The following is a 15,033-nucleotide window of genomic DNA, read 5'->3' on the forward strand; positions in this document are numbered from 1 at the left end:
TTGTTGATGAACAATTTCTTTTTTCTACAGTTATCGGGCTACTATGAAGAAGTTGATCCCCTTGCTCACTCTGGTATGCTTGAGTATTAATTTTATTTTTTTAAAAGGTCCATGGCTAACAAATTTTAATGAAGCCCAAACAGAGGCAAAGTCATCAGGAAAAAAAATACTACTTTATTTTTCAGGCTCTGACTGGTGTAGCATATGTGCAAAGATGAAGAAGAATCTTCTTGAAACTACCGAATTTAAAAACTATTCGGAAAGAAATCTAATACTGGTGCTGGCCGATTTCCCGAGAATGAAAAAGAACAGGCTTGATGAAGCAATAGTCAAACAGAATGAAATGTTAGCTGAAAAATATAACAAGTCTGGTGAATTTCCTCATGTCATATTGCTGGATTCAGAAGGAAAGGTGTTGAAGGAATGGAGTGGATACACAGGCGCTTCCCCTTCAGAATTTATTGATCAGATTGAAAAGGTTAAATAATTATGAAGCTTTTGTTATATGGGAGCAATGCATAAGCTTGTAGGTACTCTGATGGGCAATACCTTTGAATTAAGTATTGCTTTTGAAAAGGAAGGACTGGCCTTGCAGTATTTAAATGAAGCTGTTGAAGAGATTAGGCGTATAGAAGGATTGCTTACAACATTTGATGAAAATAGCCAGACCAATCTAATTAATCGGTATGCTGGCATTTCTCCAGTGCGGGTGGATGAAGAAGTTTACAATCTCATAGAGCGTTCAATTAAAATTTCCGAACTTACTCAAGGAGCATTTGATATAAGCTATGGGGCAATGGATAAACGTTTATGGAATTTTGATCTATCGATGACAACTTTACCAAAGAAAGAAGTGGCCGCGGGTTCAGTGCATCTTATAAATTATAAAAACATAATCCTCAATAAAAAAAATCGAACAATCTTTCTTAAGGAAAAAGGTATGAGAATTGGGTTTGGAGGAATAGGTAAGGGTTATGCTGCAGAAATGGCAAAAGCATTCTTACTAAAAAAGGGGATAAAAAGTGGAATTGTGAATGCTGCAGGTGACTTGTCTACATGGGGTAAACAGCCTAATGGAGATCCATTTACCATTGGCATTGCTGATCCACAAAAGGCTGATCAGCTATTTTCCTATTTATCCATTTCAGATCTGGCGGTAGCAACTTCAGGGAATTATGAAAAATATGTAGTAATAGGAGGGAAAAGGTACTCTCACACTATAGATCCAAAAACGGGGTATCCGGTCTCTGGGATTAAAAGCGTTACCACTATCTGCCCTAATGCCGAAATAGCAGACGCTATGGCTACTCCAATCATGGTAATGGGAGTTCATGCAGGGCTGCATATGATCAATCAGATAAGGCATATGGCATGTATCATTGTTGATGATGATAATATAATTCACACATCCAGAAATATAAAGCTAAAATAATGCTAAGCTCAATAAGATGGATAGTAATTGGAACTATGACAGTTTCCTGTGTTCCTGTTAAGGAATATCAGAAAATGTATGTCAATGATGCCGAAATGGATCTTGCTCCAAGAAAGGTAGAAAGTGCAGAAATGAACTTTCAACTATATAGAGAAGGAGCATCCGGAGGAAATGGCGGAAGAGCAGGAGGTGGTTGTGGATGTAATTAAATTATCACTTGCAGGGTTGGCAAATCTCTTGTCAGTTATTTTTGTTTATGGTCAAAATGTAAAGCCCGATTCTATTCCTTATGAAAGTAGAAGGTTAAAGCTTGAGGAAGTTAATTTTGTATCTAGCTACTATACTCAGAATGGTAATCATTCTGCTGTTACCGGAGGGATTGGCTCTGAACTATTATCGGACGTCTCAAGTATACTTGAGGTCAGGTTAATAAAGCCTGATAATAAAAACAGACTTCATCTTGCAAGCCTTCAATTGGGTGTTGATGCTTATACTTCCGCTTCTTCAGATAAAATAGATCCTGCTACAGTATCATCTGCATCAAAATCAGACAAACGGATATATCCATCTGTAACCTATTTAATAAAGAATAATATTAAAAGGAGGAGTTTAGGTATTATTGGGTATTTTTCTACAGAATATGACTATACATCTTTTAGCGGAGGGGTCAATTTTACTAAGGCTTCAGAAGATAATAATAAAGAGTTTACTTTTAAGTTTCAGGCCTTTTTTGATAAATGGTTGATCATACTTCCGATAGAGTTAAGATATAATCCGGAAGATCAGATTAATAACTCAAATAGAAATTCTTATAATGCTTCGTTTATTTATTCAGCAATTATTAATAAAAGAACAAACTTTGCATTAATTACTGATCTTGCTCTTCAGAATGGTTTATTAAGTACGCCCTTTCACAGAGTTTATTTTTCAAATGATGAAGTAAGAGTGGAAAAGCTTCCGGATACTAGATTTAAAGTTCCTATTGGCGCAAGGTTGAATTATTTTTTGGGAGACAGAATAGTTCTTCGAACGTTCTACCGATTTTACTATGATACCTGGAATCTTTGGGCAAATACCTTTAGCATTGAAGCACCGGTCAAGATCACGCCTTTTTTATCACTAGGTCCGGTTTATAGATTCTACACCCAAACAGGTATAGACTATTTTGCTCCCTTCAAAGTACATAGCCCTTCAGATGAATTTTATACAAGTGATTATGACCTTTCAAAGTTCGATAGTCACTTGATAGGATTGAATTTTAGAAAGATATCTGCTGAAGGGATTCTTGGAATTAAAAAGTTGAATGTTTTAGAAATGCGTTATAGTTATTATTACAGGACAACTAATCTTAGTGCTCATACCATTGCTTTATCTTTAAAGTTTAAATGAAATTGTTCTGACTTGATTCTTATATTTTTAGTAGAAGTATAGTATAATCAAATAGCAGGGGAGGCAGTGTTATGCTTTATTAATTTTTAAACGATTTAGTTTCAAGACAAATTTTCCTCTCTTTTAAAATAAATTAAGTTCTTCTTCTTCACCTACTTTTATCTGTGTGTAACATCAGATACATACTTTGACATACCCTCCTTATTATCTTAGTAACTGTTACTGGCAGTTCAACTAACAATCTATATAATACTATGATTACAAGACCAATAAGGCTTATGTCGCTAGCCGGAGGGGTTATACTACTGGGGTTATTCCAGGAATGCACCTCCAACAGGCAAGCTAGCCTTCATACTCTTGACCACCACAAAGAGGAACGAAGGCGGGAAGCTCGTAAAGAATCAAAAGACGAGGCTGATAAAGAAGAACCTTCATGGGTAAAAATGATGAATGAGCCCAATGTAAATTATTTTGAAGCTATCAACGCTTTCAATCAATATTGGCAAGGGCGTCAGGTGCCTGAAGAAAGAGGCCGTAAGGATGAAAGTGAAAAAGAAAATGAAAGAGAGAAAGAAGGAAAAAGAGAAAGAGAGAGAGAAAGAGAAAGAGAAAAAGAAAAAGAAGGATATGAGGAAGATGAAGAAGAAATGGAAGCAGAAACTCATCCTCTCAGAATTGCTTATAAAAAATTCAATGCCTGGCAACGGGAAGTCTATCCTTATGTGCAGGCCGACGGGAGTATTATGACTCCGGAACAACAAATGGAAGTATACAAAAATCAACGGAAATAAGGCCATTAGATCTATGAAACAGAAACTTAAACACATTCTTATTGCCGTCGTTTGTGCTTTTTTGGCAATACATGCAACTGCACAAACTGTAACATGGCGTTCATTAGGACCGTCTTCTAAGATTGAAACGACGGCCGGTGATGGGATAACCCGGGTTGCCCAAGTTAAATTCCATCCGCAAGACTCCAAGACTTTGTACTTGGTCAGCGTTACCGGTGGGCTTTTTATCAGTAAAGATGAAGGAAAATCCTGGCAGATTTCTGGTACTGACGGATTGCCTCAAACCGGTTCTGCATCCATATGCATTGATCACACTGATGACAGGATTTTATATCTTGGAGCAGGTGACCCTCAATATTATGGATCAAACGATTTCAGTGGATTGTATAAATCTTCCGACGGGGGAAAAACATGGGTAAAGAAGCCTGGGCTCGGAACCAGGCTTGTCCTTGAGATACTGATGTCTCCTCTGAATAATCAGGTTTTGGTTGCAGCCACTAATGATGGTTTATGGAAATCTACAGATGGCGGAGAATCATGGACTCCAAAAATAACAACAGGAGAGTTTACCCAGATGATTTTTCAGCCTTCAGCCAATTCTACTGTAATATATGCTGCAACGAAAGATCAATTCTACATCTCAAACAATATGGGAGATAATTGGACTAACGTAAATCTTTCCAACCCGAATTTAACGGGTGTTGAAGAAGGTGGTCGTATTGCTGTTTCCAAGGCTAATCCTTCAATTGTCTATGTCAACTTTGTGGGAAGTTTTAATAAAGACAACCCTAGCGCAAGTACTTCAACACCAGTTTACAAAATTACTCTTACAGCTTCTAACACAGTATCTACAGTTACAAGAGTAAGAGCACCTGGATTACCTAACTTAAATGGTTATTCTGCATATGACCGTGGTCAGGGTAACTACAACCATGCTTTTGGTGCAGACCCTTTAAATGCAAATATATTGTATTGTGGTGGACATCAGGTATGGAAGTCTACTGATGGTGGCGTAACCTGGACTACCAAAAACAGCAACTTACATACAGATTACCATCAGTTTGTTTTTTCTCCTTATGATAATAAGAAGCTGTACAATGTAAACGATGGCGGTATCTGGTATACTTTAGATGGTTCTGAAACCTGGATTGCTATCAACGAGGGACTTTGTGGTAACGAGTCAAATACTGCGGCACAAAGCCCGCTGAAAAAAGATTTATTCAGTGTGGGTTCGCAAGACAATGCTGAGTTTTTATTAAACGGAAAAACCTGGATTGCCAATGGAGGAGGAGATGTTAATTTCAAAATCACCTACGACTATGCAAGTACGGCATACAGATATGACTATTTTGGATATAGAAAACTCCTTCCTGATATTGGCGGATTTTCATTGAATCTTCCTTTTGTTGTGACGGGTAATGCTGATGAAATCGAAATGGAATTTACACCTGCCAATACTGAAGTTGCATTTGTATCTAACAAAGATCTTTACAGAACAACCAATCTTTCTTCAAACCCTCCTACGTGGAAAAGGCTTACATTTAATAGCGAAGTCTTCAAGGTGGCCATTTCTCCTGTAAATGCTAATGTTGTTTATATAGTTACAAGTGGTGGTAAATTATTGAGAACAGAGGATGGATTAAGTGCTACTCCTTCCTTTATGACCTATAAAACTCCTGGTCCTACTGATGGAGCAGCGGCAATTGGCCTTGTTAAGAATGATCCGAATGTTGTCTATCTGGGTTGTGGAGACAGGATTTACAGATCAGGTGATAAAGGTGCTACCTGGTCTGATGTTACCGGGAATCTGACCAACAGAACCAATATTATCAAAATTATTCATGATGATTACAGTACGAATGAATCGGTTTATTTTGCTACTAACAAAGCTGTTTATTATAAAAATAACACGATGACCGATTGGGAAAACTATTCTATTGGTATTCCTACCATTGCTGATATTTCAAGGTTGATGATCTATAACGATGGTACGGCTAATTCAGTGCTGAGAGTGGCTACACGTGGAAGAGGAACTTTTGAATCTAATCTGAAAGGGAAACCTTTTCTTCTTAGGGAACCTGAAAATCCCACAGGAGCATTAGCTGGGCTTAACTATAAATGCTATAACGGTACCTGGACAAGAATGCCTAATTTTAATTCGTTGACCGTAGCAAAAGCTGGGAACTCTACAGGGCTTGACCTTACAGTTCGCAATCAGACGGATAATAATGGTATCATATATCAGGGATTTGTTAATATTCCTGCAGATGATCAATATACTTTTTATCTTTCTTCCGATAAAGGAAGCAGATTCTATATTGGTGATAAGCTAGTTGTGGACAATGATGGTGTACATAACGCGTCCGGCACAGCACAAGGCACGATCGGATTGAAGCAAGGGTATCATGCCATTACCGTAGAATATTTTGAAACTACAGGAACTACAGATGCATTAACGCTCAGTTATTCTTCCGGGACAATTAGTAAACAAGCAATTCCAATAACGTCCTATGTCAGATTAGCTGATCCTATAGCTTGTTCAGGTACAGGTTATTTGACTAAAAAGATGTGGACTGGAGTTATTGGGAACTCAATTTTGGATATACCATTAACTACTGCTCCAACCGTGGTTTCTAAACTCAATAATCATTTTTATACTTCTCAAAGAGATACTGTGAATTTTGGAGAACAGATTTCTGGTTTGGTTTGTCCTCCTTATAGCGGTGCCTATACGTTTTACATCTGCGGAAATGAGGCGGCTGAATTATACCTTAGCACAGATGCCACTCCAGAGAAAGCAGTGAAGATTGCATTTCTTTCTTCTAATTCGGGAGATCAGGATTATGACAGATATCCTTCGCAGAAATCAGCAACAATTAACTTAGCGGCAGGAACTCAATATTATATTGAGCTTCTGCACAAGGGTGGTAATGGAGATAACACGGTTTCCGTTGGCTGGACCCTACCTAACGGAGATTATGAGAGACCTATTCCATCTATCAGATTATCACCGTTTAATAGTGCAACAAATGCCCCGATAGTCACCCTTACTAACCCAACAAATGGGTTAGCAATTCTTACTGGTAGTAATGTGACATTGAATGCTTCGGTAACACCTTCTTCTGGAGTGTCAAAAGTAGAATATTTTGCAAATGGGATAAAAGTCGGAGAATCATCAACAGCTCCGTATGCTGTTACATTTACTCCTGCCACTGCAGGAACTTATCAGGTTATTGCCAAAGTAACTACCACTACTAGCTTGGTCAATGTTTCTCCAATAACTCAAGTTTTTGCAGTCAATTATCGTATTCCTGAAAATCCCGCTGCCTCTACGATTGTTAACGGAGTCAACTTCAAATACCTTGAGGGGAATTTTTCTGAAATGCCGGATTTCTCAAAGTGGAGTTCTGTGAAAACTGGCAAAGCCAAAAGCTTTGATCTTCCCACTGTGAAAGTCAAAGAAGATCAATTTGCCTTTAGCTTTGACGGATATATAAATGTTCCTACAGATGGTATCTATACTTTCTACCTGAACTCTGATGATGGCAGTAAGTTTTATATAGGCGACACATTGTTGGTAAATAACGATGGTGGGCATGGTGCAAGAGAAAAACAAAGTATCCCTATAGGGCTGAAAGCAGGAAAGCATGCATATCGTCTGGAGTATTTTGAAGGTGGAGGTAGCGAAACACTTTCGCTTGCATACTCTCTTAACGGAGTTAAAACAAGTGTTCTCGCAACTAACCTTTATGTCAAAGGAACTGCTGGCTCTGTAGCTCCTTATGCTGTTGCTTCAGTAGAAGCAGACAATGTTTCAGGTGGAACAATGTACCTCGTCGGTAATTCATTTACGCTGAAAGCATTTGCCACTGATCTAGATGGCACTATTAGCAAAGTTGAATTCTTCTCTAATGGAACAAAGCTTGGGGAATCAACATCAAGTCCATATACCCTGCTTTGGAGCAACGTTCAAACAGGTTCATATGACATAACAGTGAAAGCAACAGACAATAGCGGTCTTTCCTTTACTTCGTCACCATTGCTTTTGAACGTCAGTTCCTATCGGAATGCAGATAACCCTGGAACTACTGTTCAAGGAGTTTATTATAAATACTACACTGGAGGTTTTAGTTTTATTCCGGATTTCCAGGCTCAAACTCCTGTCAGAACATCTACAACCGATAACTTTAACCTGAGCGTAAGAGATGCAGGAACTGATGATAATTTTGCCTTTATGTATAAAGGGTATATCAATGTACCTTCGGATAATCTGTATACTTTCTACCTGACATCTGATGATGGTAGTATTCTGATGATTGGTGACACTGTTGTAGTTAACAATGATGGATTGCACGGTTCTGATAATTCTATTTCCGGACGCATTGGTTTAAAAGCAGGGCTTCATTCTATCACGGTTAAATATTTTGAGTCTGGTGGTGATGAAGTGTTAAATGTGGAATATGAAAGTTCAACGATTGGTCGGACTACGATTCCTAACAGCGCCCTTCGTAGAACAAATAGTTCTAGCAATGCCCCTGTCGTAAAATTGACCTATCCTGGAACTGGTTCTACTTATTCAGGTCCTGCAACAGTGGAAATGGCAGCGGATGCATTTGATTTGGATGGAAACATCACAAAAGTTGAGTTCTACTCAGGAACTTCCTTATTAGGTACAGCCTTACAGGCACCGTATAACTACCGTTGGTTAAACGTAGCTACCGGTACATTCACACTTACAGCAAAAGCATATGATAACGGAAGTTTAATAACGACCTCTAAACCTGTTTCTGTTACTGTAACTGGCACTGGCAATATTGCTCCTACAGTTTCTCTTACATCTCCAGCAAACAATGCTAGCTTTATCGCACCTGCAACCATTGCTTTATCAGCTAATGCAAGCGATTCGGATGGAAGCATTGCTAAAGTGGAGTTCTTTAGAGGCACAACCCTGATCGGACAATCTTCGAGCACGACAAGTCCTTATACATTTAGCTGGACCGGTGTAGCAGCTGGAACTTATTCCATTACAGCAAAAGCTACTGATAATGGAGGCCTTTCAACGTCTACAACTGCTATTAACATAACTGTGACAGCGGCAAATGTAGCTCCAACAGTAACATTGACTTCTCCAGCAAACAATGCAAGTTTTACTGCACCTGCAACCATTGCTTTATCAGCGAATGCAAGTGATTCGGATGGAAGCATTGCTAAGGTAGAATTCTTCAGTGGTACAACCTTAATCGGACAATCTTCAAATACAACAAGTCCTTATACATTTAGCTGGACTGGTGTAGCTGCTGGAACTTATTCCATTACAGCAAAAGCTACTGATAATGGAGGCCTTTCAACTTCTACAACTGCCATTTCAGTATCCGTAACAGGCACAAATACAGCTCCAACTGTAGTATTGACTTCTCCAGCAAACAATGCAAGTTTTACTGCACCTGCAACCATTGCTTTATCAGCGAATGCAAGTGATTCAGATGGAAGCATTGCTAAAGTAGAGTTTTTCAGAGGTACAACTTTGATCGGACAATCTTCCAGCACGACAAGTCCTTATACATTTGGCTGGACTGGTGTAGCTGCTGGAACTTATTCCATTACAGCAAAAGCTACTGATAATGGAGGAGTTTCAACTTCTACAACTGCAATTACTGTGACAGTTACAGCAAACGCATCTCCGACGGTCAGCTTAACTTCGCCTGTAAATAATGCTACTTTTGCAGCGCCAGCAACTGTAGCTTTATCAGCCACTGCAAATGATGCTGACGGAACAATTTCGAAAGTGGAATTTTATTCAGGATCCACTCTGCTTGGACAATCCTTAAGTACTGGGAATCCATATACCTTTAGCTGGACAAATGTTGCAGCAGGTACTTATACTTTAACAGCAAAAGCTTACGACAATTCTGGAAATGTAACTACCACTTCTGGTATTGCAATTACGGTAAGTGGAACTTCTACCTGTGCATTGGATGAAGCTACTCCAGTATCTTCTCTTTATGTTATAAGGAATTTATGGAACGACCAGAATGCAGGTTCATCAGTAGTTACCGATGCAGGAGCTTTGAAAATCACTCATCGTCAATACGGTCAACCAGAGTTATATGTGATTGAAACAGGGAAGACTTTTGCTGTTACCAATGGGCAGGTCTATACCTTTAAATTTGATTTTCAGAATTTTAATACTGGAGTATCCGGGGTTGAAGTTGGATTTGCTCAGGGGTTGAATTCATCGAGCAATGGACCGCAAACGGTTCAGTCATTGGTGACAGTTCCTGCAGGATATAATTCCTCCAGCTTTACCACTAAGTCGGTATCTATTACTTCAGCCTTCACAGGAAATGTAAGTATAGTGTTTAAGTTTACCTGGGCCTCTCAGCCTACATTGCAGCAAATTGGCTATGTCAAGAATATTTCAGTTTGCAATGGGTCAACTTCTCCGAGAGTATCAAGTATCACGACAACCCATTCTATAGTTGTTTCACCAAATCCTTCAAAAGAAGAATTTGTATTGAATGCAGAAAAGTCAATAGAGATGATGTTCATTACAGATAATCAAGGAAGGCAAGTGTATAAAACTTCTCAGCTGCCAGAGGGAACAAGTCTTGAATTCGGAAAGGACTTTGCTAATGGTCTCTATACTATTTCTGTGAAGTATATGGATGGTTCAGAGGAAACTCTTAAGGTTCTAAAAGCAAAATAGTAGATAAAGGTTTATAAGTTCAGCCCACAGGATCTTGACTGTTCCTGTGGGCTTCTTTTTTATTAAAGAGGAAGAAAGTGACGTGTAGGAGAGAAGGCACACTGGTCTTAGTCAAACATTAATCTAAATGATAGGCGATTAATAGGATGATTGTTTTAATAAACTTTGAAAAGACAATTATAGTAAGACAGAGAAATTGAATGCTATGGCTATGTTAAGAGTTGGTTAAATAATTAATCTTTGGTTAATTGGACGTTACATAAATAGTGGTTTATGAGCATCATCTTGCACTCCTTCTGAAAAGATTAAATCTATAATAGAATCCGGCTTTAAAAACGATAGCATTAGCGTTTAAACGGTAAAGAGCGTTTTCATATATTGGATTTAAGGAATGTGTATACGTAAGCCCTCCTGTGAATAGAAACCTTTTCCGCCATTTATATCCCAATGCAACGTCTACAAATAATTCAGGTGTTAACTTTTTATATTCATCAAAATAGGTCTTTGTTGCGGTTGAATCATTATAATATTTCTTGAGTTTGTTTCTCATAGCTTCATTTCCATTGACGATATTAAATCGTATACCACTACCAACTCCAAGCCAAAGGTTTTTTCGACATTTGCTATAGGTAATTGATATGGGTATAGAAATTAAGGAATATCTTTCCGTTATATATAAGTTAGAGTTTTCTTGTGCTGGGGCAGGTGGAGGTTTAGGCGGTTCTTTTTTGATATCTCGGAAAGTATTATGAATAGTGATATTCTGAAATCCTAATCCTGCGCCAATCATAAATGCTTTTATATTTATGCCAAAAAGGAGAGTAGGATAGACATTTGTTTCAGATTTGCTTTTCCAAAGAAGATCTTCTTTCCAATGAAGCTGAGAATTGCTTTGATACTTCAAAATATTAGCACGCAGACCTAAATCTGTTGAAATGAAATAAAGAAAATCCCCATCTTTATTTAATGGTTTGTAACCCTTCTCTTTTTCTGAGTTAATAGTGTCCCTGTTTTCCCTCTGTCTTCGGTAACGCGCTGCCCATCTTAATTCCTCTCTGTATAGGCGCTTGAGTATTTTTCTTTCACGCCAAGGTATCTCTTGTGTAAATGCGGGAGTATAAACTTGATTATATGTTTGCTTTTTCTCTTGAGGGGTGATCGCTGTTGAATCGGGAATTTCATATTTGGATGGAAGATTCTTTTCATCCTTATACACTGCTACTATTCTTCCAACCAGAACATAATTGAAGCCTGTATTTTTAAAAATTTGAAAAAGCAGATCAGAGAATTTTGTTGAACTGAAATTATTGGCAGGTATTTTAATGCCAGCAATAGTGCTGTTCGAGAATGAAAATTTTATTTCATTCTCTGCTCCAATTTTATTTAAGGCATCAGCCAAACTTCCTCCACTCCATGAAAAGGTAATGTTCCTTTCCAAGACGGATTCAGAGAATTTATTCACGAATTGAGAATCCTCTGTTAGGCTTTGAGAAAGAGTAATAAAAGAAATAAAAAAAAATACCAGGAAACATCCCAGTTTACTTACATCCTTCTCCCGAAATGTAAATTTCATTCTTTCTTTTTTCTACCTTATACGAAGTTGTGATTTTTAAGATTTCAATCGCTTCATCCAAACTTAGTTGCGTAAAATCTCCCGTAAAGGTACATCTTGAAATGGAATGTCCAATATTTATTTTTTGATTATATCGTCTTGACATAAGTACAGCTACATTTTTCATACTTGAATTTTTGAAATCAAGGATACCATCTTTCCAGAAAATAAAATTGTAAGAATCGGCTTTGCCAGATTCTATTGTCCCTTCCTGATTTAACTTTAATTGCTCTCCTGCTTTTACTTCTATACCTTTTTTCTGATTATTCGGAAATACCTTCACAATACCTTCTGTCACGGAAATTTCTTTAAATATTTCCTCTTTTATATTACGAACGTTGAACTTAGTACCTACAACAAGAAGACGATGGTTATCGAAATAAATATTAAATGGATGTGATTTGTCCGGTTCAACTTCAAAGTATATTTCTCCTTGCATGGATAGGCTTCTTTCTTTTTTAAAATTATCTTTTAGCTCTATGGAAGCTGATCTATTAAGGGTGAGATGTGAGCCGTCAGGTAAATCATATTCAGTAATCTTATCTTCAGAAAGAATTTGAAGAACAGGATCTGTTTTAATATTATTAGGAGCATCTGATTTAGCAGATGCCTTTACTTCCTGTGTTGGAGAATTGATTATATTGATCTCTGTTTTCTTTTTCTCAATAATCTGTGATGTTTTTGGTTGTTGCTGTTTAATGCTTGCTAATACTTCAGTATTTTGCTTTTCCTTCCAATAGAGCATGCCTATCAATAGACCCATTACGACTGCTGCTGCAGAAGCATACCAGATTATCGGATGATTTTTTTTGAATAAAGATTTTTCTTTTGCTTCATCCTCTTCTATATCACCGATAACTTTTGACCATAGTGCATCTTCCGAGTCCTTGTATACAGGACTGTCATCCATTTTATTTTTTATTCGATCCTTGAAAGAATCTGTTTTCCCAAGCTCTTTCATTATTTATATAGTAGAGTCTTTATTAATAAGATTGGTTTTACTTTTATTTCGCAGCCCGGCAAGTATTTTTTTTATGTGTTTACGGGCTTTTGAATATTGAGATCTGGCACTTCCTTCAGAAATACCAAGAGCTTGTCCTATTTCTCTATGCGAATAGCCTTCTAATACATATAAGTTCATTACAAGTCTGTATCCATTCGGAAGTTTCTGGACAATGGATAAAAGTTCTGAGGGTTCAACTTCATCAATATCTTTGGCCTCTTCAATTCCAAGATCATCCTCATCGTAGGTTTCAATATTATCAAGTTGATAATCCTTTTTATATTTATCATAATGATTTAACGCAGTATTGATCACAATTCTTTTAATCCATCCTTCAAAGGATCCTTCAAACTTATATGTTTTCAGGTTATGATAAATTTTTACAAATGCTTCCTGGAGAATATCTTCTGCTTCAAATTCCGTTCTTGCATACCTCAATGCTACAGATCTCAATCTCGGCACAAAAAAATTGAATATAGTTCTGAATGCCTGTTTATCACCTTCCGCCGCTGCTGTTATAATTGATCTATCCATAAATGCACATTGCTCTGGTATACAAGATTTACTATATAAATGGAAATAGAAGATAGTCAGATTTTGTTGAAAAACAAAATAAGAACTATAATATTTGATATTCAATTTTATATGAATAATAAATTATGATTGTTAAGGAAAATCTGCATACCTACTTTTGAGAATAAGATGTACTTTGAACACAAAGCCATGCAACAATCATATTTTCATTATTTATAAAAGTTAGGACAAGGTATTCTCTTCATAATTTTCTTTTTCTTTCTCGACATATCGTATAGATATGTTATGTTAAGTTCATGTGATCCACCTGTTCTTGCAGGAGAAAGCTTGGAGACTGTATAATCATAGCTATAGCTTATACTCAGATTATTTACGCGCCATCCTGCTAGCAATACAATAGATTCATTATTTTGTAGGCTCCATCTATAGTGTTTCAGCAAAGGAATACCCCTATACCAAAATCCTGAAATAAGATGATCGTATAATAGATAAAGTCCAAGATCAAACTGATCTGATTTGCCCTGAAGCTTATAATGCGCAGTAGGAGTTAAGTAAATATCTCTTCCCTGGTAGCCTTCTTTTAATTCGTTTTTCTTTTCAAAATCTATGCGGAAGCCACCGATAAAATCAAGTTTATAAGGAAGGCGACTTACTTCTCCATAAAAGGATTGATTAGGTTGATTCATGTGAGCGTAAGTAACTCCAAACCAATAATCGTCTGAATAAAATATACCACCAGAGGTGAAGTCCCAATATTGAATGACATCATTATTAGTCGGCTGATTCGTCTGTTTACCAAGGTATCCATTAGAACTATACTGATCTGGGAAATACAATCCTGAATAGTTGATATAGCGCGATACATAACTCGTCTGTATTCCTGCACGGAAAGAATGTTTATCGGTGAGATGCAGCTCATAAGCATATTGTAAAGCTGACTCCGTAGAAGATATGATATTAGCTCCCTGCCAATCTTTGTAAATCATTAATCCGATGCCGCTGTTGGCCTTGCTGAAATAACTGTCTAGAGATAAGTGAGAGGTAATATATTTTGCATCGAGTTCCGGCCATTGAATACGTTGATGAAACATTCCTCTAAGTGCATGAGCATTACCTGCAAAAGCCGGATTCAGATATAATACATTTGCATAAAACTGAGAATATTGGATATCTTGTGAGATGCCCTTATTTATACTGAATATCCAATAAATCAGAAAAGTAAATAATAAACGAGGTAGTTTACCTTGCACCATATTCTTAATAAAATTTAAAATTTCCCTTGTGCTTCTTTACCGGTGCAACTTTACTCGTTCTTTTATTGGCTTCATTAAGCTCTTTTTGTAGTTTCTCCTGTCTCTTTCGGTCTTTCTTTTCAGTATTTTCTCTGTTTTCTATATTTTCCTGTGTAAGCGCAATAGCTTGCTTAGCTAGATAATCACTTGCTTTAATTGTGTGCTTGCTCAACTTGTTTTTTCTATCTTTTCTATACCTTTCACTTTGACAGGTAGTAAAAAAGAAGCTTACCAGTGTTAAAAGGATTATTGTTAATTTCTTTCTTTTTACCAT

Annotated in this window: 11 protein-coding genes; 6 read left to right on the forward strand and 5 right to left on the reverse strand. The window is 37.2% G+C overall.

The window, feature by feature from the left end; genetic code table 11:
• The first annotated feature begins 43 nt into the window (after positions 1 to 43).
• The 6 genes from J7604_RS02640 to J7604_RS02665 all read left to right on the forward strand — a co-directional run bounded on the left by J7604_RS02640 (position 44) and on the right by J7604_RS02665 (position 10,318).
• Positions 44 to 487 carry a thioredoxin family protein gene (locus J7604_RS02640; protein WP_293890580.1) on the forward strand — a complete coding sequence of 148 codons (444 nt, stop codon included), beginning with the start codon at positions 44 to 46 and terminating at the stop codon, positions 485 to 487.
• A gap of 27 nt (positions 488 to 514) precedes the next feature.
• Entirely contained in the window at positions 515 to 1,432 is a 918-nt protein-coding gene (locus J7604_RS02645; RefSeq protein WP_367113546.1) for an FAD:protein FMN transferase, read from the forward strand.
• The gene (locus J7604_RS02650; protein ID WP_293890586.1) at positions 1,432 to 1,641 is read left to right on the forward strand and encodes a DUF4266 domain-containing protein; all 210 of its coding nucleotides are present in this window, start codon (positions 1,432 to 1,434) and stop codon (positions 1,639 to 1,641) included. Before J7604_RS02645 ends, J7604_RS02650 begins: the two co-directional genes overlap by 1 nt.
• Positions 1,604 to 2,821, forward strand: coding sequence for a DUF3570 domain-containing protein (locus J7604_RS02655; protein WP_293890589.1), 1,218 nt, complete (start codon positions 1,604 to 1,606; stop codon positions 2,819 to 2,821). Before J7604_RS02650 ends, J7604_RS02655 begins: the two co-directional genes overlap by 38 nt.
• A 254-nt stretch (positions 2,822 to 3,075) precedes the next feature.
• A complete protein-coding gene (locus J7604_RS02660; RefSeq protein ID WP_293890592.1) occupies positions 3,076 to 3,612 on the forward strand; it encodes a hypothetical protein in 537 nt (178 codons plus the stop codon).
• Positions 3,613 to 3,625: 13 nt separating this feature from the next.
• Entirely contained in the window at positions 3,626 to 10,318 is a 6,693-nt protein-coding gene (locus tag J7604_RS02665) for an Ig-like domain-containing protein (RefSeq protein ID WP_293890595.1), read from the forward strand.
• Between the two features lie 280 nt (positions 10,319 to 10,598).
• Here J7604_RS02665 and J7604_RS02670 read toward each other — a convergent pair whose 3' ends face one another.
• The 5 genes from J7604_RS02670 to J7604_RS02690 all read right to left on the reverse strand — a co-directional run bounded on the left by J7604_RS02670 (position 10,599) and on the right by J7604_RS02690 (position 15,033).
• Positions 10,599 to 11,891: a hypothetical protein gene (locus tag J7604_RS02670; protein WP_293890597.1), complete on the reverse strand. Its 1,293-nt coding sequence runs from the start codon at positions 11,889 to 11,891 to the stop codon at positions 10,599 to 10,601.
• Positions 11,857 to 12,891, reverse strand: coding sequence for a FecR family protein (locus J7604_RS02675; protein ID WP_293890599.1), 1,035 nt, complete (start codon positions 12,889 to 12,891; stop codon positions 11,857 to 11,859). The genes J7604_RS02670 and J7604_RS02675 overlap by 35 nt, the downstream gene beginning before the upstream one ends.
• Positions 12,892 to 12,894: 3 nt before the next feature.
• Positions 12,895 to 13,467, reverse strand: coding sequence for an RNA polymerase sigma factor (locus J7604_RS02680; RefSeq protein WP_293890601.1), 573 nt, complete (start codon positions 13,465 to 13,467; stop codon positions 12,895 to 12,897).
• Between the two features lie 209 nt (positions 13,468 to 13,676).
• Positions 13,677 to 14,720: a type IX secretion system membrane protein PorP/SprF gene (locus J7604_RS02685; protein ID WP_293890604.1), complete on the reverse strand. Its 1,044-nt coding sequence runs from the start codon at positions 14,718 to 14,720 to the stop codon at positions 13,677 to 13,679.
• Positions 14,721 to 14,724: 4 nt separating this feature from the next.
• On the reverse strand, positions 14,725 to 15,033 hold the full coding sequence (locus J7604_RS02690) for a hypothetical protein (RefSeq protein WP_293890607.1): 309 nt from the start codon (positions 15,031 to 15,033) through the stop codon (positions 14,725 to 14,727).

This window comes from Sporocytophaga sp. (assembly GCF_017745095.1).
GTDB lineage: Bacteria > Bacteroidota > Bacteroidia > Cytophagales > Cytophagaceae > Sporocytophaga.

Coding starts and splice junctions, on each gene's coding strand:
- J7604_RS02640 (WP_293890580.1), top strand. CDS start 44: ATGAAGAAGTTGATCCCCTTGCTCACTCTGGTATGCTTGAGTATTAAT.
- J7604_RS02645 (WP_367113546.1), top strand. CDS start 515: ATGCATAAGCTTGTAGGTACTCTGATGGGCAATACCTTTGAATTAAGT.
- J7604_RS02650 (WP_293890586.1), top strand. CDS start 1,432: ATGCTAAGCTCAATAAGATGGATAGTAATTGGAACTATGACAGTTTCC.
- J7604_RS02655 (WP_293890589.1), top strand. CDS start 1,604: ATGGCGGAAGAGCAGGAGGTGGTTGTGGATGTAATTAAATTATCACTT.
- J7604_RS02660 (WP_293890592.1), top strand. CDS start 3,076: ATGATTACAAGACCAATAAGGCTTATGTCGCTAGCCGGAGGGGTTATA.
- J7604_RS02665 (WP_293890595.1), top strand. CDS start 3,626: ATGAAACAGAAACTTAAACACATTCTTATTGCCGTCGTTTGTGCTTTT.
- J7604_RS02670 (WP_293890597.1), bottom strand. CDS start 11,891: ATGAAATTTACATTTCGGGAGAAGGATGTAAGTAAACTGGGATGTTTC.
- J7604_RS02675 (WP_293890599.1), bottom strand. CDS start 12,891: ATGAAAGAGCTTGGGAAAACAGATTCTTTCAAGGATCGAATAAAAAAT.
- J7604_RS02680 (WP_293890601.1), bottom strand. CDS start 13,467: ATGGATAGATCAATTATAACAGCAGCGGCGGAAGGTGATAAACAGGCA.
- J7604_RS02685 (WP_293890604.1), bottom strand. CDS start 14,720: ATGGTGCAAGGTAAACTACCTCGTTTATTATTTACTTTTCTGATTTAT.
- J7604_RS02690 (WP_293890607.1), bottom strand. CDS start 15,033: ATGGTAAAAAGAAAGAAATTAACAATAATCCTTTTAACACTGGTAAGC.